Genomic DNA, 19516 nt, shown 5'->3' on the forward strand with positions numbered 1-19516 from the left:
ACCGCCGCGATTCGGACTCACTTATCGCCGCCGATCCTTCACAATCATCGGATGCGCTGCAGAACCTCTATCGCGACCACCGCGTTGCTCGTCCTCACCATTGCCGGCTGTGCTTCCGAGGACTCCGACGACCCGACCGCCGATCGGACCGGATCCGGCTCGGGTGCCGACTGCCGGATCGACGGCGCGGTGCCGATCGGTGCAGCTCTCAGCCTCACCGGTCCGGCAGGCAGCTACGGCGACCCACAGCGCAAAGGTCTCGAACTCGCCCTCGGCGAGCTCAACTCGAAGGGCGGCATCACCTACGACCTTCGCGTCGAGGACGACGCAACCGATCCCAAACAAGGCATCACGGTCTTCGAGAAGTTCGCAACGACCGATGCCGTGAGCGTCATCCTCGGACCGACCCTGTCGACGGGGGCAAAGGTTGCCGACCCGGTCGCGCAGGAGAACAAGGTCCCCGTCCTCGGAATTTCGAACACGGCCGCAGGCATCACCGAAATCGGCGACTACGTCTTCCGCGATTCGCTGACCGAAGACGTCGTCATCCCCCAGACCATCGAGAAGGCGAAGTCCGCCCTCGGCTTGAAGAAGGTCGTCGTGCTGTACGGCAACGACGACGCGTTCACACAATCCGGCTACGAGGCATTCAAGGGTGCCTTGGACGAGCAGGGCGTCGAGATCGCGAAGACGTTGACGTTCTCCAAGGCCGATACCGACTTCCGCGCACTGCTCACCGACGCGAAGGCGGCCAATGCCGACGCACTTGTGGTGTCCGGCCTGATCGACGCTGCAATTCCACTGGTGACGCAGGCTCGTGAACTCGGGATCGACAAGCCCATCATCGGCGGCAACGGCTTCAACAATCCGAAGCTGATGAAGGATGCGGGCGCCGCGGCCGAGGGCATCATCGTCGGTGCCGCATGGAACTCCGCATCCAAGGCTTCGAAGAACGCAGCGTTCCTCGAGGCATACCAGGCGAAGTTCGGCGTCGCACCCGACCAGTTCGCCGCGCAGGCCTACACCGGGTTCGTCCTCGTCGACGCCGCGGTTCGCGAGGGCTGCTCCGCGTCGCGGGAAGCGATCAAAGACAACCTCGGCAAGCTGAAGGACGTCGACACCGTGCTCGGCACCTTCTCCTTCGACGACAACCGCGACGCCGTGCACCCCGCGGTCGTGCAGATCGTGAAGGACGGCAAGTTCGCGGTCCTCGAATGACCGATAGCGCAGTGACCGCGAACTACGCGGACTGACGGGCGCGCCAGGTGCAGCAGATCCTCAACGGCGTCTTCTCTGGCTCGATCTACGCGCTGTTCGCGATCGGGTTCACGCTGGTCTTCGGTGTCCTCGATCGGCTGAACCTTGCGCACTCGGCCGTGTTCACGGCGTCGGCATTCGTCGGCATCGAACTTGTCGTTCGCGGTGACCTGCCCATCTGGCTCGCCATACCCGCAGTCGCAGTGTTCGGCGCGATACTCGGGATCATCATCGAGCGCGTTGCATTCCGCCCGCTCGCCGATCGCAACGACGCGCATTTCGCAGGACTGATCTCGTCGATCGCCGTGGGCGGAATGTTCATCGCACTGCTGCAGGCCCGCTACGGACCCGACACGCAGCGCTTCCCACCCGACACCTTCCCAGCAACCGCATTCGAATTCGCCGGTGCCCGAATCACGTTGCTGCAGATCGTGATACTCGGCGTCGCGTTCGGGCTGATGTTCGCTCTCGCCTACCTGGTCAACAGCACAGCACTCGGCAGGGCGATGCGGGCTGTCGCCGAGAGTCCGCGGGCAGCAAAGGTTCTCGGCATCAACGTCGACCGCGTGACGTCGACGACCTTCGCGTTGTCGTCAGCGCTCGGTGCGGTCGCCGGTGTGCTGCTCGCGTTGAACGTCAACACCGCACGAATGGACATGGGCTTCGCCATCGAGTTGAAAGGACTTGCCGTCATCATCGTGGGCGGTATGGGATCGCTCCGCGGCGCCATGATCGGCGGACTGCTCCTCGGACTCACGGAAGTCTTTGCGGTGCAGTACATCGGGTCGTCGTGGCGCGACGTCATCGCATTCGGCCTGCTGTTCGCGATCTTGCTCGTCCGGCCGCAGGGCATGTTCGGCGTGCGTCGACTGCGGGAGGTCTGATGTTCGCGGCGCCGCTGTTCTCCAACTACACCGCGACGGTCACGCTGATCGCTCTGACGGCGATCTTCGCCTACTCCTACTACGCCGTACTGATCGCGGGACAGCTGAGTCTCGGGCAAGCCGGAATTGCCTCCCTAGGCGGCTTCAGTGCGACCCTCGTCGTACCGGACGAGCCGATCGCAGGTCTGTCGCCGCTCGTCGTCGGCGTTCCGGTCGGCATGGCTGTCGGTGCGGTCGCGGCCTTCATCCTCGGTCTGCCCGTGATGCGACTGCGTGGGGTGTTTCTCGCGATCGCGACGCTCGGCTTCGGCGAAGTCGTCCGGATCGTGCTGATCAACATGTCGTGGACCGGTGGCGCGCAAGGTATTCGGGTACCGAAGTTGGTGACACCGAGCATCGCCTGGATCGCCTTGGCCGTCGTCGCATACGGGTTCTGGCGGCTCGGCCCGTCGCGTCTCGGCAGCGCGTTCGCCGCGATCCGTGAGGACGAACTCGCCGCGCGCGCAATGGGCATCGACGTCAGCAGACACCGGATGATCGCCTTCGTCACCTCCGGCGCCGTTGTCGGTTTGTACGGCGTTCTCGTGTCCTACTTCTCCCGGCTGATCACCCCCGACGACTTCGGATTCGCAACTGCCGTCGACGGTTTGGTGACCGCCGTGGTCGGTGGCTCGCTGCTGTTCGTCGGCCCACTGCTCGGCAGCGCCTTCTTCACGCTACTGCCGGAGATTCAGCGAGCGGCAGGCATCGAAGCAGGCTGGATTCGGCCGTTCATCTCGAGCACGCTGCTGCTTGTCGTGATCCTGTTCCTACCCGGCGGACTGTCGAGTCTTGTTCCACGCCTGTACAAACCGAAGGTCGCACGCGACTCCGCGCCACCCGAGCTCACGCCGCTACCCGAGCCCGGCGCGCCGATACTGCAACTCTCCGGACTCGGCAAGGACTACGGCGGCGTCCACGCTGTCCGCGATATCGACCTCGAGATCCGCAGCGGCGACGTGCTGGGGCTGATCGGACCGAACGGTGCAGGCAAGACCACGCTGGTCAACATGATCAGTGGACTTGTGGAACCGACAAGCGGGTCGGGCACGGTCCTCGGCTGCACGTTGGGGAACCCGGCGACAGCGCACAGGTTCGCCGTCGCCGGTGTTGCCCGAACCTTCCAGCAGGCCAAGCTGTTCGACCGGTTGACGGTGCTGGAGAACGTCGTCGTCGGCACCCATGTCGTCAGCAAGCCGACGTTCCTGCGCCGCCTGCTCTTGCTACCGTCCGCACGTCGTGACGAACGCCGTGCGCTGGCGCAGGCGAGCGCGCAGTTGGGCCGCGTCGGGTTGGTCGACAAAGCCGGCGTCCGAGCCAAACAACTGTCGTTCGGCGACCGGCGGCGGCTGGAAATCGCGCGTGCTCTCGCCGCACATCCAACCCTGCTGATTCTCGACGAACCAGCCGCAGGCATGAACCACGTCGAGGCCGTCGAACTGTCGGACCTGATCGGTTCCCTTGCCGCGGACGGCATCACGATCCTGTTGATCGAACACAACGTCGGCATGGTGTTGCGGACGTGCAGCCGCATCGTCGTACTCGACTTCGGCGCGGTCATCGCGCACGGCACACCTGACGAAATCGCTGCCGATCCCGCCGTGATCGAGGCCTACCTCGGCTCGGAAGGCAGCCCAACATGACCGAACCCGTCCTGTCCGTCGAGGCGATCAGCGTGTCCTACGGCCGAATTCGCGCCGTCGAGAACGTCACGTTCGCAGTACCGGCCGGTGGTCTCGTCACCCTGGTCGGCGCCAACGGCGCAGGCAAGACGTCGGTACTCAGCGGGGTATCGGGGCTGGTGAAACTGCGGTCGGGCAGAGTTCGTTTCGAAGGCTCCGACGTCACCAAATGGTCGGCCCACAAACTGGTGAAGGCGGGGTTGGTCGGCGTACCCGAAGGTCGCGAAATCCTCGCGGCAATGACCGTGCACGAGAACTTGCTACTCGGCGGCTGGCACAGACGCCGCAGCGCAGCCACCACGATCGACGAGATGTACCAACGCTTTCCGGTGCTCGCTCAGCGGCGCGACCTCTCTGCAGGATCTTTGTCCGGCGGCGAGCAGCAGATGCTTGCAATCGCTCGCGCACTCGTCGCGAAGCCGACCGTGCTGCTGATGGACGAACCTTCCATGGGCCTCGCGCCTCTGGTAGTCGACGAGATCTTTCGCGTCATCGCCGAAATTCGGTCCAGTGGAACAACAGTCGTGCTGGTCGAACAGAACGCACGCCGCGCGCTTCGCGTCGCCGACTACGGCTACGTGATGGAAACCGGCTCGATCACCCAGGAGGGTCCGGCGGCGGACCTGATCGCCGACCAACGCATCGTTTCGGCATACCTCGGGCTCGACTGATCCGCCCCTGCTCGATGGCGCGGAAAGCCGTGTGAATCCAACTCCGGTGGCGCACTATGTCTGCATGCGATCACCGTTACGAATTGCCCTCGCAGCCGCTGCGACCACTGCACTCACCTCGACCGCCGCGTTCGGCCTTTGCCTGACCGCGGGGACCGCCGCGGCGACACCGAGTTCGGGGGTGACGGCGCAGATCCTCGGCCAGGTGACCATCGCAGACAAGGACTACATCCTGCGTCAGATCACCATCGCGCCCGGCGGCACGACCGGCTGGCATTTCCACGACGGCACGTTGTATGCCCTGATCACCAGCGGGACGCTCAGCCACTACAAATCCGATTGCAGCGTCGACGGTATCTACAACGCGGGCGCAACCCTTGTCGAACCGAGCGGCCCGGGCCACGTGCATATCGGAAACAACTCGGCGACGACTCCACTCGTTCTTCAGGTGGTCTACGTCAACCCGGCTGGAAGTCCACTTTCCGAGGATGCGGCCGCGCCGAGCTGCGAGCTTCCCAAATAGGCCCGGCAGTGCGTCGGCGCCGATCTGTCAGTAGGTTGGCGAGATGAGTGAGGCAAAGGCGCTGACCGTCGACGAGCTGTTCGCCATCGATTCGCTGCTCCAACCGGAGGAGCGCGAAATCCAGCAGACAGTGCGGAAGTTCGCTGCCGAGCACATCCGTCCGCACATCGCGGATTGGTTCGAGAACGCCACCTTCCCGGTCAAGGAGCTGGCGCCGGAGTTCGGCAAACTCGGGCTGTTCGGCATGCATCTGGAGGGCTACGGTTGCGCCGGCACGTCTGCGACCGCGTACGGCATCGCGTGTATGGAGATCGAGGCTGCCGATTCCGGCGCGCGCAGCATGATCTCCGTGCAGGGCTCGCTCGCAATGACGGCGATCTACAAGTACGGCTCCGAGGAACAGAAGCAGCAGTGGCTGCCACGTATGGCTGCGGGCGAGGTTCTCGGCTGCTTCGGCCTCACCGAACCCGACTTCGGATCCAACCCTGGCGGCATGCGGACGCGCGCTCGCCGCGACGGCTCCGACTGGGTCCTCAACGGTTCGAAGATGTGGATCACCAACGGGACGGTTGCCGACGTTGCCATCGTCTGGGCACAGACGGACGACAAGATCCGCGGGTTCATCGTCCCAACCGACTCCCCCGGTTTCCAAGCACGCGAGATGCACAAGAAGTTGTCATTGCGTGCATCGATCACGGCGGAACTGTCGTTCGACGACATCCGTCTTCCCGAGGACGCGATGCTGCCCGACGCGCGCGGCCTTGCCGGTCCGCTCGGCTGTCTCAGCGAAGCTCGGTTCGGCATCATCTTCGGATCGATGGGAGCAGCACGCGACTGCCTGCAGGCGGCAATCGAATACGCCCGGACCCGTGAGGTTTTCGACAAACCACTCGCCGCGTATCAGCTGACCCAGGCGAAGATCGCCGACATGGCCGTCGAACTCGGCAAGGGTCAACTGCTCGCCCTGCATCTCGGTCGATTGAAGGATCAGGACAAGCTGCGCCCCGAGCAGGTCAGCGTCGGCAAGCTGAACAACACGCGAGAAGCGATCGAAATCGCCCGCACCTGCCGCACCATATTGGGCGCCAACGGCATAACCCTCGAGTATCCGGTGCTGCGGCATGCGAACAACCTGGAGTCGGTGCTCACTTACGAAGGTACGGCCGAGGTCCATCAGTTGGTGATCGGTCAGGCGCTGACGGGGTCGTCCGCATTCAGGTAGGGCGCTGCGCGCCTTGTGAGTCTTTCTTCAGGGCGGGCGCTCCGGAAGGACTCACGAGCGCGTAGCGCCTTCGCTGAGGAATCCGAGCAGATCGTGTCGGGTGATCACGCCTACAGGCTTGCCGTCGTCGACGACCATCAGTGCATCGGTGTCGCCGAGCGCTTTGGTCGCCGCACTGACGGGCTCACCGGAACCGATCAGCGGGAACGGCGCACTCATGTGCTTGGCGACCGAATCCGCAAGTGATGCACGGCCTTCGAACACTGCCGACAGCAGATCGCGCTCGGAGACACTGCCCTGAACCTCGCCAGCCATCACCGGCGGTTCGGCGCCGACGACCGGCATCTGCGAGACGCCGTACTCACGCAGAATTTCGATCGCATCGCGCAGTGTCTCGGACGGATGGGTGTGCACCAGATCGGGCAGCTTGCCCGTCTTGCCACGGACCACGTCGCCGACGGTCGACTCGTTCGCCTTGCCGTCGAGCGGGCTCCGCAGGAAACCGTACGACGACATCCATTTGTCGTTGAAGATCTTCGACAGATAGCCACGGCCACCGTCGGGAAGCAGCACTACGACAAGCGCATCCGGGCCTTCACGCTCGGCGACCTCGATCGCTGCGACGACGGCCATGCCACACGAGCCACCGACAAGCAGACCCTCTTCGCGCGCTAGGCGCCGGGTCATCTCGAAGGAATCGGCGTCGGATACCGCGATGATTTCGTCGGGTATCGAGGCGTCGTACGCGGTCGGCCAGAAGTCTTCGCCGACGCCCTCGACGAGATACGGACGCCCTGTTCCACCCGAGTACACCGACCCTTCCGGATCGGCTCCGACGACCTTCACCTTGCCGCCGGAAACCTCTTTGAGGTAGCGGCCGGCGCCCGAGATCGTGCCACCGGTACCGACACCCGCGACGAAGTGGGTGATCTTGCCGTCGGTGTCGTTCCAGATCTCCGGACCGGTTGTCTCGTAATGACTCTCGGGTCCGGCGGGGTTGGAGTACTGGTCGGGCTTCCAGGCACCCTCGATCTCGGTGACCAGGCGGTCGGACACGTTGTAGTAGCTGTCGGGGTGCTCGGGTGCGACGGCGGTCGGGCAGACGACAACCTCGGCGCCGTAGGCCTTGAGGACGTTTCGCTTGTCTTCGCTCACCTTGTCGGGACAGACGAACACACATTTGTAGCCGCGCTGCTGCGCGACGAGCGCAAGCCCGATACCGGTGTTGCCCGACGTCGGCTCGACGATCGTGCCGCCCGGCTTCAATGCACCCGACGCTTCGGCCGCGTCGACCATCTTGACCGCGATGCGGTCCTTCGAGCTGCCACCCGGATTGAGGTACTCGACCTTCGCCGCGACGAGGCCGGCACCGGAGCCGACAACCGACGAAAGTTTGACCAACGGGGTGTTGCCGATGAGATCGACGACGTGATCTGCGATGCGCATACCCCCATCGTCCCAGAGCGTCGGATGCCACACGTGCGCAGGCGGTGAGAAAGCGGCTAAATTTGTTATGCACGACCGAATCGAAGGGGTACACCGATGGCTGTGCGCAGCTGGCGAACAGCGGCCAAAACAGGCGCCGCCACCGTCGTCGCCGGTTCGGGCGCCGGGACGGCGTCATGGGCGGCATACAAACATCTGATGTCGCAGGCGTCGGCCGCAAGGAGCGTCATCGGCCGCAACACGGCAAAACCGCCGGAGGCAGACGGTATCTACACGGCCGGCTGCGAAGCGCCCGAGCGCTGGCACACGGGATCGCACGCCGATCTGCATCTGATGATCTTCGGCGACTCCACGGCCGCGGGGCTCGGTTGTGTCAGCGCTGACGAAGTGCCTGGTGTCCGCGTTGCTCGCGGTCTCGCCGAAGAGACCGCCAAGCGAATCAGGCTCAGCACCAAGGCGATACAGGGCGCCACCTCGAAAGGTCTCAAAGGCCAGGTCGGCGCGATGTTCATCGCTGGACCGCCACCGGACGCGTCGGTCATTCTGATCGGAGCAAACGACGTCACCAAGAAACACTCGGTGCGACGTTCCGCGGAGCGGGTCGGCGACGCGGTGCGGCGACTGCGCGCAAGCGGTAGCGTTGTCGTCGTAGGCACGTGTCCCGACCTCGGCGTTGTGAGCGCAATCCCGCAGCCGCTACGGACCGTCGTCCGTGAATGGGGCCTGCTGCTCGCGAGGGCCCAGTCCGCCGAGATCCTGGCTGCTGGTGGGCATCCCGTCGCGATGGCCGACCTTCTTGCCCCCGAATTTCTCGCCGCGCCCGATCGTATGTTCTCTGCCGACGGCTTTCACCCATCGGCAGCGGGCTACGAATTGGCCGCCCATCAGATACTGCCGGTGCTCGCGGCGGCGCTCGGAGAATGGCACGGCGGCCCGTTACCGACGCTGCCCGTCGTATCCGACGTTGCCGAAGGACGCAGGCTTGCAACCCGCTTGACGACCACCGCCGACCGTTTCCTCCGGCAGCGCGACGAGCGTCGAAACGAGCACCGTAATCTCGTAACCGAGTAGTTCACAAGCAAGTGACGAACACGCTGTAGTCCGCACGCCGGTCCCCAAGCTCGAGGAGTTGCGATCATGCCCGAAGCCGTCATCGTTTCCGTTGCCCGTTCCCCGATCGGCCGCGCTGGTAAGGGGTCGCTCGTGTCGATGCGCGGCGACGACCTGACCGCTCAGATGATCCGTGCTGCCCTCGACAAGGTTCCCGAGCTCGACCCGACCGAGATCGACGACCTGCTGCTCGGCTGCGGTCTGCCCGGCGGCGAGCAGGGCAACAACCTGGCGCGCATCGTCGCGATCCAGCTCGGCTACGACTTCCTGCCCGGTACGACGATCACCCGCTACTGTTCGTCGTCGCTGCAGACCACACGCATGGCGTTGCACGCCATCAAGGCCGGCGAAGGCGACGTCTTCATCTCGGCGGGTGTCGAGACGGTGTCGAGCTTCGGCCGCGGCACCTCCGACTCCTGGCCGGACACCCACAACCCCCTGTTCGCCGATGCTGCGGCTCGCACCGCGACGGCCGCGCAGGGTGGCGTCACCTGGCACGACCCGCGTGAAGACGGCGTCATCCCCGACGCGTACATCGCCATGGGACAGACGGCCGAGAACGTCGCCCAGCTCACCGGGATCTCTCGCGAAGAGCAGGACCACTGGGGCGTCCGCTCGCAGAACCGCGCCGAAGAGGCGATCAACAGCGGCCACTTCGACCGTGAGATCACACCGGTCACCCTCGCCGACGGCACGGTCGTCAGCAAGGACGACGGCCCCCGCGCGGGCACGACCTACGAGAAGATCTCGCAGCTCAAGCCGGTCTTCCGGCCGGACGGCACCATCACGGCCGGCAACGCGTGCCCGCTCAACGACGGTGCCGCTGCGCTGATCATCATGAGCGACACAAAGGCCAAGGAACTCGGCCTCACGCCGCTCGCCCGCGTCGTGTCGACAGCCGTCACCGGTCTGTCCCCCGAGATCATGGGCCTCGGTCCCATCGAGGCCTCGAAGAAGGCGCTCGCCCTCGCAGGCAAGACGATCGACGACATCGACCTCGTCGAGATCAACGAAGCCTTCGCCGTTCAGGTGATCGGGTCCGCTCGCGAACTGAAGATCGACGAAGACAAGCTCAACGTCTCCGGCGGCGCGATCGCGCTCGGCCATCCGTTCGGCATGACGGGCGCTCGCATCACCGCGACGCTGCTGAACAACCTGCAGACCTACGACAAGCAGTTCGGCCTCGAGACCATGTGCGTCGGCGGCGGCCAGGGTATGGCGATGGTGTTGGAGCGCCTTTCCTGAGTAGCGCGCAGTCGAGCGCATAGCTGTTCAGGTTTCGCGAGCCGAATCCGCATGAACAGCTATGCGCTCGACGTGTGTCTCAGGCCGTGACGAGCACATCGGTCGCACGATGATCGGCGTCGACGCCTTCGATCAGGAAGGCGTCGCCGTCGGAGTTGTCGGTCCGCAGGTGCAGGATGTCGCGGTATGCGGCGGAGTCGTACCAGCCCTCGGCATGCTCGGCGTCGGGAAACGCGATGACGATGAGCGTTCCGTGCCACTCACCTTCGGTGATCTTCGGCGTTCCGCCGTGGATGAGGAACTTGCCCTCGAACGGCGCGAGGGTTGCGTCGATCCGCTGCAGGTATTCGACGATCCCATCGCCGAGCTGAACGTTGGTCAGGTTGGCTACGGCGTAAGCAGTCATTGTGTTCGTCCTTGATCCATCGATTCGAAACCACTTTCTGACACTCTCGATCGTGGTCGAACCAGGTAGATCAGGCGATTACCTCCCAGGTAAGCGAACCAAGACATAGAAAAGCCCCGAGGAGCAATTCCCTCGGGGCTTTTCGACCGGCTGAGCTAATCGTTGTTGAAGTAACTCAACAGACGCAGGATCTCGATGTAGAGCCAGACCAGGGTGACGGTCAGGCCGAATGCAACGCCCCAGGCTGCCTTCTCGGGCGCCTGGCCACGGATCAGCTGGTCGGCTGCGTCGAAGTCCAGCAGGAAGCTGAAGGCTGCGATTGCGATGCAGACGAGGCTGAAGATGATGGCAAGCGGGCCACCGGTGCGAAGCTCGAAGCCGCCGGGGGTGAAGAAGCCGGCAATCAAGTTGCCGATCATCAGCACGACCACGCCGATCATGGCGCCGATCAGCATCCTCGTGAATCGTGGGGTGACGCGAATCGCGCCGGTCTTGTAGACGACCAGCATGCCGAAGAACACGCCGAACGTACCGAGGACCGCCTGGCCGATGACGCCCGCGCCACCGCTGAAGCCGAAGTCGACGCTTGTCATGACCCGCGACAGCGCGCCGAGGAAAACGCCCTCGAAGGCTGCGTAGCTCAAGACGAGTGCGGCGTTGTCGGTCTTCCGGGCGAAGATGGCGATCATTGCAAGAACGAGTCCGCCAATGGCACCTACTGCGATCAGCATGCCGCCGAGACCGGGGTTGGAGCTGACTGCAAGGTAGGAAACGAGCGCTACGGCGGACAGAACGCCGAGCGTGATGCCGGTCTTGGTGACGACGTCGTCGATCGTCATCGCCCGCGAAGCCGGCTGCCTCAGCCAGGGATCAGGCTGCGCCTGCTGACCGTACTGATTGGCGAACTGGCCGGCGCCGGCCGCAGCAGAACCGAAATTGGCGTATCCGCCGCCCTGCTGACCTTGCGGCAGGTTACGGAACACCGGGTTGCTGGTGGTACGCACCGTACACATCCCTTCTTGTGGCTCGAGAAACAAGCGTTAACTACTTTGTTCAACGTGCATGGCCCGATCCGAGTTCCCACTCGCGTTCGGACAATTCGGACTCTACCGGCTACACAGTCAATGCGTCAGTCGTCTGCCGTTGCTGATCGACCTGGCCACAGTGAATTTTCGGTTGCGGCCGACGACGTCGGTGCGACCGACGAGCCGCTGGAGCATGCCCCGGTAGTTCAGGTGGGCGTTGTAGACCGTCCACAGCTCGCCGCCAGGTCGCAATACTCGACCGGCGGCCTCGAACATCTTGACCGCTGCGCCGGTATGGACAGCTGCACCGAGGTGAAACGGCGGATTGCACACGATCAAGTCGACGGTGCCGTCGGCGATCGACGCCATTGCATCGTCACGGACGACCTGCACACGATCCGCTACCCCGTTGGCATCGGCAGTTGCGATCGCCGATGCGACGGCAGCGGCGGACTGATCTGTCGCAACGACTGCCGCGTCCGGGCGGTGACGCGCCAGTGCGACAGCGAGAATCCCAGTGCCGCAGCCCAAGTCGACGACGAGGTCGGCGGCTCGCATACGTGGCACGAAGTCGAGGAGAAACCGAGTACCGACATCCAGCTTTGCGCCTGAGAAGGCGGCACCGTGCGCGACGACGGTCAGACCAAGATCAGCGATCACCTCGGTGACAGGAAACGGTTCGGTCCCAAGCGATTTGGAACCTTTCGCAACAAGGACCCTGGACTTCTGCCTGCCGAGACTCGGTGTGACGCTGTCGAATACCTGGCCGAGGACGCCGTTCATTGCCAGAGTCAGATGTTTGTCTCGACCACCTGCGAAGACCGTGACATCCTTCGACGCGTACCGGGCGATTGCGTCTGCGATCTCGCTGAGTTCGGCCAGTCCGCGAGGTAGTCGCATCAGCACAACCGTTGCGCCGGTGAGTAATTCCTCGCCGAGGCCCAGCGATCGATAAGAATCCGCGAGCCCGGCATCGGCAGCGTTGGCAGCGAGCGCGAGCACACCGGTCAACGGATCCTGATGCACCCGGATGTCCGAGATGCCGTGCTGCACCGCCAGACCGAGCGTCAACGCTCCGAAATTGTCTCCGATTACTGCGACACTGCCGGGAGTGGTCGTGGCGAGAGCTTCTGCCGCAACGTCGAGCAGTAGTCGGTCAGCTGCGTCGACGGCGTGCAGGTTCGCCGCCTCGATATCCGGGCGGCGACGCATCCCGTTGAACAGCCCCTCGACACTCTGCACGCGCCAAGTGTGCGCGACGAGCGCTGACGTGGGCCAATCCGGGTCATTTCGGTGAGACTCAGATCACAAACCTGCGTCGGTATGATCCCGATCCGGTCGGCTGCCTCGCCGGGCCGCCATGTGTCACACTGACATCCATCCGCGATCAATGAGGATCGCGGATTTGGCATCTGAGGTGATGACGAATGGGCAAGTTGTCGATGGCTCCCAAGGCCCCGAAGCACGAGTCGGGGGATCTGCCAGGCGGAGTGCGCGGCTCGGCGGACCCGAGGTTCGCGACAGCTGTAAAAGCCTTCGGTCAGCTTTTTGCTCGCCATCGTGGCGGTGGCGCACTCTCTGTATACGTACACGGCGAGCCGGTCGTCGATGTCTGGGCCGGCACATCGGACAATGCGGGAACGCAACCGTGGGGCGAGAACACCGGCGCAATGCCGTACTCCGCCACCAAAGGCATCGCCTCGACGGTCATTCACCGCCTCGCAGACCGCAGTCTCATCGACTACGACGCACCCGTCGCCGAGTACTGGCCCGAATTCGGCGCCAACGGCAAATCGAAGATCACCGTTCGGACGGTGCTGACCCATCGCGCTGGTTTGTACGACATGTCGCGCATCGCAAAGAACGTCGACGAAGTGCTCGATTTTCGACTGATGGAAGAGCGCCTCGCCGCGGCGAAACCAGGTCGCCTGCTCGGCACCCCGACCTACCACTCGCTCACCTACGGCTGGCTGCTGGCAGGCATTGCCCGTTCGGTCACCGGCAAAGGTATGGCCGAGCTGTACCGGACGGAAATCGCCGAACCACTCGGTGTCGACGGCATCTACCTTGGCCGCCCGCCCGCTGGTTCGCTGACCACCGCCGCCGGTTTCAGTGGCCGTGTGGACATGCTCGGGCACCCGATCGGCCGCAAACTTGTTCCGCTCACGCTCGGCGTCCCTGGACCCCTCGGCAGCTTCATGCGGACCGTCTACGTCCCAGGATTCGAGTCCCTGCTCACCGGCGACCGACCCAGAATTCTCGACACCGAGATGCCTGCTGCCAACGGAACCACCACCGCGCGTGGACTCGCGGCGATGTACGGCGCACTCGCATCCAACGGTGAGACCGCCAACGGTCGGTTCCTGTCAGCAGAGACGGTTCGCAAGCTTTCGCACGTGCAGACGCGCCAATACGACCGCACGCTGTACCTCCCGCTCAACTGGCGGCTCGGTTACCACTCGTTCCCTGTCGCGGGTGCCACTCGGACCTTCGGCCACGTCGGTTTCGCGGGCTCAGGTGGGTATGCCGATCGCGACAGCGGCGTCAGCATCGGCTTCGTCCACAACCGCCTGCCACACGCCGTCTTCCTGCCGTTCGACCAGTCGATCATCACCTGGCTGGCACCGCTGGTCCTGCGCGGTCTGCGTGGCACGGTCGACGAGCCGCGCAAGGGTCTGCGGACAGCTAGCTGAGCTTGGCCGCCCGCAGCGCCAGGTAGCGCTGTTCGGGCAGACTCGCCGTCCGTCGCGATGCGCTGCGGTACGCCTCGCGTGCCGCAGCGAATTCACCTGCGAGTTCGAGCAGATGGCCACGGACCGCATCGAGACGGTGCGACTGCGTCATCCGGTCGTCGTCGTCGAGTGTTCCGAGCAGGGCAAGTCCCGCGCGCGGTCCGTGCACCATCGCAACGGCGACGGAACGGTTGAGCGTGACAACCGGACCCGGCGAGACACGCTCGAGCACGTCGTACAGGGCGAGGATCTGCGGCCAGTCCGTGTCCTGCGCGTTCGGCGCCTCGTCGTGGACGGCAGCGATCGCGGCCTGCAGTTGATACGGACCGGTCGGGGTCGCGCCGAGTGTGCGACTGATCAAAGCGATACCTTCGCCGATCTGGTCGGTGTCCCATAGGTCGCGCCGTTGGTCGGCGAGCGGAACGAGCGATCCATCGGGCTCGGTCCGAGCGGCCCGCCGCGCATCCGTCAGCAGCATCAACGCGAGCAGACCGGCGACCTCACCTTCTGCTGGCATCAGCCCAACGAGCATGCGTGCCAATCGAATTGCCTCGGTTGTGAGATCTGCTCGATGTGCCGACGGACCCGAACTCGTCGCATAGCCTTCGTTGAAGACGAGGTAGAGCACATGTAGAACAACCCGCAACCGCTCCGCGCGTTCGGCATCGGGCGGTAGATCGAATTTCGCACCTGCGGTCTTGATCGTCTTCTTCGCGCGGCTGATGCGTTGCGCCATGGTCGATTCCGGGACAAGGAAAGCGTTCGCGATCTCCGCCGTGGTCAGACCGCCGACCGCCCGCAACGTCAGTGCCAACTGCGACGGCACCGACAACGCCGGATGACAACACAGAAACAGCAGGGTCAGCGTGTCGTCCTGGTCGTGCGTCGGCGCCGGTTCCGCGAGTTCCATTGCGCCGACGGACTCTTCGCGGCGACGGCGTGCGCTTTCGCTACGCCACTCGTCCACGAGCCTGCGATTGGCGACGGCGATCAACCACGACCTCGGGCTGTCGGGAACCCCTTCGGCCGGCCACTGTTGTGACGCCGCGAGCAGCGCCTCCTGCACGGCGTCTTCGCAGGCGTCGAATTGGCCGTGGCGGCGCACGAGTGTGCCGAGGACTTGCGGCGCAAGCTCACGCAGCAAGTCCTCGATCCGGCGGTCGGTACTCACTCTTGCGGGGGCGCGTCCCCGACGCGGCGAAGTTCGACCGGCTGCTGGATGCAAGCGACCACCTTCGACGTCAATTCGATTGCCCGTGCTTCGTTTTCGACGTCCACGACCCAGAAGCCGATCAGCGATTCCTTGGTTTCCGCGAACGGGCCATCGGTCGCAACAGGCAGTCCGTTCTGGATGCGCACCGTCTTGGCCTGCGTCGAATCGACCAAACCTTCTGCAAAGACGAGTTCGCCCGACTGGACGAGTTCGTCGTAGAAACCGTGCATGAAGGTCATCATGTCTTTGATGTACTCGGCTGACTGAGTCTCGTACATCGTCGCGGCGTCGCCGAACATCATGATCATGTATTTCACGTCTACTCCTTCGATCGGCACCCCGTTCGGGCACGTCACCATTGGGTCGGAGCCCTGAGAACGTTCTCGACATTCCGCGTCGACTTTAGGCGAGCTGCAACGCCGAGAGGGCTTTCGCTGCGGCATCGGTCGAGTGCGATTCACAGCCATGGCCCATTCGGCGGACTACTCGAGGACGAAACGGCTCGTCGGCACCACGTCGATGTTTCGGTCCGCGCCGAATCTCGCGACCGACCCCGCCATCCGCTGCACTCGTGCCATCAGTTCGTCGGCATCCCCGCCCGACCCGTAGAACGCGTGTGGATCGGTCAGCGCTTCGATCGGGAACTGCTCTTCGACGATGCCGTCGATGAGCGGAGCCGATGCATCGAGTCGACGAACGACGACGTTCTGGATATAGCCGAAGGTCGCCTGGGTCTCGATGGCAACGGGGGTGTGGTCGATGTGCCAGCGCCGCAACCACTCTGCGTGGTCGAGATCGGCCGGTCGGCGCAGTAGTGCGATATTGGCCAACCCGGCGGCCCGCTCTCCCACTGTGACCGTCGGAGGTTCGAGCCGAACGGTCTCGGACACCTCGTACCCCGCAGTGCGATCGGCCAGCCTCGCCAACGGACCGATGTCGAGCGGGTTGGGCGCCCACACCGACACAACCGCCGCGACGGGCTGATCGAAGGTGGTCAGTCGCAACATCGCACTCGCTACCGCATCGTCGGCGATATTGAGCTGCACTCTCGACAACGGTTGCGTCCGTGCCCATTCGGTGAGGTCTGTACGAAGGTCGTCGCACCACGACGCTGTTCGATCGCTGCGCCACACCAGATGCATCGTTTTCACGACGACGCCCCAGCTTCCGCGAGCCAACCACGCATCGCATCGAGCGCCGCTGCATAACCGGCCCTGGCACGGTCGGCAATCGGACCCGCATCGCCGAGGTCGCCCGTCTTCGCGAGCGCTTCCAGTTCGGCGAAATCGTCCGATACGGTCGCGGCGCCGACCATTGCCGTGTTGGATTTGATGGTATGCGCGTGCCTGCGCACGATCGGTGCGTCACCTCGCTCGAGCGCTGCATCCAGATCGGCGATCGCCTGTTCGGAGCCGTCCAGTATCGCCTCGACGATCTCGACTACACCTTCGTCGCCGACCGATCGAGCAAGTTCGGCGAGGTCGATCACTGCGCCGCTGGCGTCGACATCGGTTGCTGCATCGGCGATCTCGACAGCAGGCATCGGCACGCCACTCGGAGTCACCTGAGCAAGCGCATCGGCGAGGGCGTTGCGGGACACCGGTTTCGAGATGTGCAACTCCATTCCCGCGTCCAAACATTCTTCACGTTCGCTGTCGAGCGCGCTTGCCGTCATGGCAAAGATCCGTGGCTGCCGGTCGACAGGCATTCGTCGAATCCGACGAGTGGCCTCGAGTCCGTCCATCTCCGGCATGTGGACGTCCATCAGAACGACATCGAATCGTTCCGCCTCGACCCGCGACACCGCATCGACGCCGTTGTCGACCACGATCGCCTCGTATCCGAGCGACCGCAACATTCGAACTGCGACCTTCTGATTCGCAATGTTGTCTTCCGCCACCAGAATTCGTAGTTCGGACGCCGGCTGCGACGGCTCCGCTGGGACGTGGCCGTCAGCACCGGTCTTCGCACCCCCGACCAGCTCGAGGAACGAGTCGAGCAAGGCGGCCCGCCGGACGGGCTTCGTCATCACCAGGTCGAAAACCTTTGCTTGCGAGGAGGTTCGACGCACGCTGCTCAGCAACAACATCGGTAGAGCGGCTCCGGCAGCGGTCGCACGCAATGCCGTCGCCAATTCGATTCCGTCCATGTCCGGCATCAGATAGTCGAGGGCAGCGAGGTCGAAGTGCCTGCCGGAGGTAATCCAGCCGAGCGCCTCGTAGGGCGAACCGGTGTCGACGACGCGCAGGCCCCACGCTTCGGCGGAGATCCGGACGATGCGGCGATTGGTTTCGTTGTCGTCGACGACGAGCAGGGTTTTTCCCGACAGCGCCGACACGTCGGGCCGCGGCACCGGTTTCCAATCTGCGTTCGCCTCGCAGACGAACGTGAAGGAGAAGATCGAGCCGAGGCCGGGGTGGCTCTCGACCGCTACGTCACCGCCCATCAATACAGCGAGCCTCTTGCAGATCGCCAGACCGAGCCCGGTGCCGCCGTAGCGCCTCGTCGTCGACGCGTCGACCTGGCTGAAGGAAAGAAACAGCCGGTCGATCCGATCGGGCGGGATGCCGATTCCCGTGTCACGGACGGCCATCTTGATCTCGTGCCGATCGCCGTCGAGCGGTGTCGATGTGACGAGAACGAACACGTCGCCGTGCTCGGTGAACTTGATGGCGTTGGAGAGATAGTTGACGAGCACCTGTCTGACCCGGCCACGGTCGCCCGTGACAACTTCTGGCGTTCCCGGCGCGACATCGCAGACGAGGTCCAACCGCTTCTCCGCGGCCTTCGGCGAGACGACGTCGAGTGCGTCTTCGACACAACGCCGCAGATCGAACACTTGCAGATCGAGTTCGAGCATTCCGGACTCGATCTTGGAGAAGTCGAGGATGTCGTTGATGACGGTCAGCAGGTGCTCGCCGCTGGTGCTGATGACATCGACGGCATCACGTTGGTCGGCGTCGAGCGGACCGTCGCGCAATGCCTCTGCCATGCCGAGCACGCCGTTGAGTGGGGTCCGGATCTCGTGGCTCATCGTCGCGAGGAACTGACTCTTCGCCTGGTCTGCCGCCTCCGCTGCGTGCTGCGCTTCCTGCGCGGCCTGCTCCGCGGCACGACGCCGTTCGATGTCGGACTGGATGGCGTCGGCCATGTCGTTGAACGAGGTGCCGAGTTGGTCGACCTCGACCACCCCGACCGACGTGTCCGCCCGCCGCGTGTAGTCACCGCCCGCAATCTCGCTGCTCACCTCGCCGAGTCGACGAAGTGGTCGCACGAAGCGGCGTTCCGCGAACAGGAATGCCGCGGCACTCACGAGTGCGAGTAGGACGAGGATCGCTATCTGAATCCCGAGCAGTTGGTTGCTGCGGTCGTTCAGGCGTGCGGCGTCGTTCGCCGTTCGTTCGTCCACGCGCCGACCGAAGTCCTCGATCGCCGCCATGATGTCGTCTTTGCGGCGGTTGTAGTCGAAGTCGTCGATCCGGTTCGACAGTGCATAGATTCTGGGGAGTTGGTCCGGCGTGACAGGCGACGTGACCGTCGCGGCATACTCGTCGATCACGTCCCGCTCGAGTTCGGCGAGATCGTCGGAGGACTGCTTCGCCCGACCGAGCGCCTCGAACTCGTCGTCGGTGATGTTCGCGGCACGGAGCAGGTCGAGCAGTGACGCGGGCGGTCCGTAGCGGACGTCTCCGTCGCCCTTCACCAGCACTCGGTCCCAGTAGGAGTTGTCGTAATCGACCGGGCGCGGCGCTGTTCCGTCCCTGATCGCAATGATGTCGTTGTAATAGTCGCTATATCGTGACTCACCGGTGGACACGTAAAGCCGTACCATCCGAGTCAGATCGTTGGAGGTTTGTCGGGTCGCCTCTGCCAGTGTTATCGATTCGGCACGACGATTCTCAGCGGTCGCACGATCACCGGCGGTAGATTTTTGGAGCGTCGTCACCGTAAGCAGACCGACGAGCAACACCGCAATCGCCGCGAGCACTGCAGCTATGCCCGACCTCACCGACATCGACCGGACCTCCTCATTGGCACTACCTCAACTCGAGAGAATCATC

17 protein-coding genes are annotated in these 19516 nt (G+C 64.1%); 9 read left to right on the forward strand and 8 right to left on the reverse strand.

Features of this window, described 5'->3' with window-relative positions; translation table 11 throughout:
- The first annotated feature begins 51 nt into the window (after window positions 1-51).
- The 6 genes from JGU71_RS27915 to JGU71_RS27940 all read left to right on the forward strand — a co-directional run bounded on the left by JGU71_RS27915 (window position 52) and on the right by JGU71_RS27940 (window position 6278).
- Complete coding sequence (locus tag JGU71_RS27915) at window positions 52-1218, forward strand: ABC transporter substrate-binding protein (RefSeq protein WP_199708418.1); 1167 nt, start codon at window positions 52-54, stop codon at window positions 1216-1218.
- Window positions 1219-1265: 47 nt separating this feature from the next.
- On the forward strand, window positions 1266-2141 hold the full coding sequence (locus JGU71_RS27920; protein WP_199708419.1) for a branched-chain amino acid ABC transporter permease: 876 nt from the start codon (window positions 1266-1268) through the stop codon (window positions 2139-2141).
- On the forward strand, window positions 2141-3823 hold the full coding sequence (locus JGU71_RS27925; protein WP_199708420.1) for a branched-chain amino acid ABC transporter ATP-binding protein/permease: 1683 nt from the start codon (window positions 2141-2143) through the stop codon (window positions 3821-3823). Before JGU71_RS27920 ends, JGU71_RS27925 begins: the two co-directional genes overlap by 1 nt.
- The gene (locus JGU71_RS27930) at window positions 3820-4533 is read left to right on the forward strand and encodes an ABC transporter ATP-binding protein (protein WP_199708421.1); all 714 of its coding nucleotides are present in this window, start codon (window positions 3820-3822) and stop codon (window positions 4531-4533) included. The genes JGU71_RS27925 and JGU71_RS27930 overlap by 4 nt, the downstream gene beginning before the upstream one ends.
- A 64-nt stretch (window positions 4534-4597) precedes the next feature.
- Complete coding sequence (locus tag JGU71_RS27935; RefSeq protein WP_199708422.1) at window positions 4598-5056, forward strand: cupin domain-containing protein; 459 nt, start codon at window positions 4598-4600, stop codon at window positions 5054-5056.
- A gap of 43 nt (window positions 5057-5099) precedes the next feature.
- A complete protein-coding gene (locus JGU71_RS27940) occupies window positions 5100-6278 on the forward strand; it encodes an acyl-CoA dehydrogenase family protein (protein ID WP_199708423.1) in 1179 nt (392 codons plus the stop codon).
- Between the two features lie 51 nt (window positions 6279-6329).
- Here the strand turns inward: JGU71_RS27940 and JGU71_RS27945 are convergent, their stop codons facing one another.
- On the reverse strand, window positions 6330-7724 hold the full coding sequence (locus JGU71_RS27945) for a cystathionine beta-synthase (protein WP_199708424.1): 1395 nt from the start codon (window positions 7722-7724) through the stop codon (window positions 6330-6332).
- A gap of 96 nt (window positions 7725-7820) precedes the next feature.
- On the opposite strand from JGU71_RS27945, the gene JGU71_RS27950 reads away from it, so the two are divergent.
- Entirely contained in the window at window positions 7821-8795 is a 975-nt protein-coding gene (locus JGU71_RS27950; RefSeq protein ID WP_199708425.1) for an SGNH/GDSL hydrolase family protein, read from the forward strand.
- 66 nt (window positions 8796-8861) lie between these two features.
- Window positions 8862-10079: an acetyl-CoA C-acetyltransferase gene (locus JGU71_RS27955; protein ID WP_199708426.1), complete on the forward strand. Its 1218-nt coding sequence runs from the start codon at window positions 8862-8864 to the stop codon at window positions 10077-10079.
- Window positions 10080-10158: 79 nt separating this feature from the next.
- On the opposite strand, the gene JGU71_RS27960 is transcribed toward JGU71_RS27955, so the two are convergent.
- The 3 genes from JGU71_RS27960 to JGU71_RS27970 form a co-directional block, all read right to left on the reverse strand.
- Window positions 10159-10485: a DUF1330 domain-containing protein gene (locus tag JGU71_RS27960; protein ID WP_199708427.1), complete on the reverse strand. Its 327-nt coding sequence runs from the start codon at window positions 10483-10485 to the stop codon at window positions 10159-10161.
- A 155-nt stretch (window positions 10486-10640) separates the two neighbouring features.
- Complete coding sequence (locus tag JGU71_RS27965; protein ID WP_199708428.1) at window positions 10641-11489, reverse strand: Bax inhibitor-1/YccA family protein; 849 nt, start codon at window positions 11487-11489, stop codon at window positions 10641-10643.
- A gap of 117 nt (window positions 11490-11606) precedes the next feature.
- Entirely contained in the window at window positions 11607-12722 is a 1116-nt protein-coding gene (locus tag JGU71_RS27970; protein WP_199708455.1) for a class I SAM-dependent methyltransferase, read from the reverse strand.
- Window positions 12723-12937: 215 nt separating this feature from the next.
- Between JGU71_RS27970 and JGU71_RS27975 the strand changes: the two genes are divergently transcribed.
- Window positions 12938-14203 carry a serine hydrolase domain-containing protein gene (locus JGU71_RS27975; protein ID WP_233530210.1) on the forward strand — a complete coding sequence of 422 codons (1266 nt, stop codon included), beginning with the start codon at window positions 12938-12940 and terminating at the stop codon, window positions 14201-14203.
- On the opposite strand, the gene JGU71_RS27980 is transcribed toward JGU71_RS27975, so the two are convergent.
- The 4 genes from JGU71_RS27980 to JGU71_RS27995 all read right to left on the reverse strand — a co-directional run bounded on the left by JGU71_RS27980 (window position 14196) and on the right by JGU71_RS27995 (window position 19470).
- Complete coding sequence (locus JGU71_RS27980) at window positions 14196-15413, reverse strand: RNA polymerase sigma factor (RefSeq protein ID WP_199708429.1); 1218 nt, start codon at window positions 15411-15413, stop codon at window positions 14196-14198. The two genes, JGU71_RS27975 and JGU71_RS27980, sit on opposite strands and share 8 nt — an antisense overlap.
- Window positions 15410-15763 carry a YciI family protein gene (locus JGU71_RS27985; RefSeq protein WP_233530231.1) on the reverse strand — a complete coding sequence of 118 codons (354 nt, stop codon included), beginning with the start codon at window positions 15761-15763 and terminating at the stop codon, window positions 15410-15412. Before JGU71_RS27985 ends, JGU71_RS27980 begins: the two co-directional genes overlap by 4 nt.
- A 174-nt stretch (window positions 15764-15937) precedes the next feature.
- Window positions 15938-16597 (reverse strand): EthD domain-containing protein, encoded by a 660-nt coding sequence (locus JGU71_RS27990; RefSeq protein WP_199708457.1) that lies wholly within the window; start codon window positions 16595-16597, stop codon window positions 15938-15940.
- Between the two features lie 5 nt (window positions 16598-16602).
- A complete protein-coding gene (locus tag JGU71_RS27995) occupies window positions 16603-19470 on the reverse strand; it encodes a hybrid sensor histidine kinase/response regulator (RefSeq protein ID WP_199708431.1) in 2868 nt (955 codons plus the stop codon).
- Between the last annotated feature and the right edge of the window lie 46 nt (window positions 19471-19516).

Origin of the sequence: Antrihabitans stalagmiti (genome assembly GCF_016482825.1) — a bacterium.
Lineage (GTDB): Bacteria > Actinomycetota > Actinomycetes > Mycobacteriales > Mycobacteriaceae > Antrihabitans > Antrihabitans stalagmiti.

What these genes read in the sequence shown, in the direction of transcription:
- JGU71_RS27915 (WP_199708418.1), top strand. Translation starts at nt 52, where the DNA reads ATGCGCTGCAGAACCTCTATCGCGACCACCGCGTTGCTCGTCCTCACC.
- JGU71_RS27925 (WP_199708420.1), top strand. Translation starts at nt 2,141, where the DNA reads ATGTTCGCGGCGCCGCTGTTCTCCAACTACACCGCGACGGTCACGCTG.
- JGU71_RS27930 (WP_199708421.1), top strand. Translation starts at nt 3,820, where the DNA reads ATGACCGAACCCGTCCTGTCCGTCGAGGCGATCAGCGTGTCCTACGGC.
- JGU71_RS27935 (WP_199708422.1), top strand. Translation starts at nt 4,598, where the DNA reads ATGCGATCACCGTTACGAATTGCCCTCGCAGCCGCTGCGACCACTGCA.
- JGU71_RS27940 (WP_199708423.1), top strand. Translation starts at nt 5,100, where the DNA reads ATGAGTGAGGCAAAGGCGCTGACCGTCGACGAGCTGTTCGCCATCGAT.
- JGU71_RS27945 (WP_199708424.1), bottom strand. Translation starts at nt 7,724, where the DNA reads ATGCGCATCGCAGATCACGTCGTCGATCTCATCGGCAACACCCCGTTG.
- JGU71_RS27950 (WP_199708425.1), top strand. Translation starts at nt 7,821, where the DNA reads ATGGCTGTGCGCAGCTGGCGAACAGCGGCCAAAACAGGCGCCGCCACC.
- JGU71_RS27955 (WP_199708426.1), top strand. Translation starts at nt 8,862, where the DNA reads ATGCCCGAAGCCGTCATCGTTTCCGTTGCCCGTTCCCCGATCGGCCGC.
- JGU71_RS27960 (WP_199708427.1), bottom strand. Translation starts at nt 10,485, where the DNA reads ATGACTGCTTACGCCGTAGCCAACCTGACCAACGTTCAGCTCGGCGAT.
- JGU71_RS27970 (WP_199708455.1), bottom strand. Translation starts at nt 12,722, where the DNA reads ATGCGTCGCCGCCCGGATATCGAGGCGGCGAACCTGCACGCCGTCGAC.
- JGU71_RS27975 (WP_233530210.1), top strand. Translation starts at nt 12,938, where the DNA reads ATGGGCAAGTTGTCGATGGCTCCCAAGGCCCCGAAGCACGAGTCGGGG.
- JGU71_RS27985 (WP_233530231.1), bottom strand. Translation starts at nt 15,763, where the DNA reads ATGATCATGATGTTCGGCGACGCCGCGACGATGTACGAGACTCAGTCA.
- JGU71_RS27990 (WP_199708457.1), bottom strand. Translation starts at nt 16,597, where the DNA reads ATGCATCTGGTGTGGCGCAGCGATCGAACAGCGTCGTGGTGCGACGAC.
- JGU71_RS27995 (WP_199708431.1), bottom strand. Translation starts at nt 19,470, where the DNA reads ATGTCGGTGAGGTCGGGCATAGCTGCAGTGCTCGCGGCGATTGCGGTG.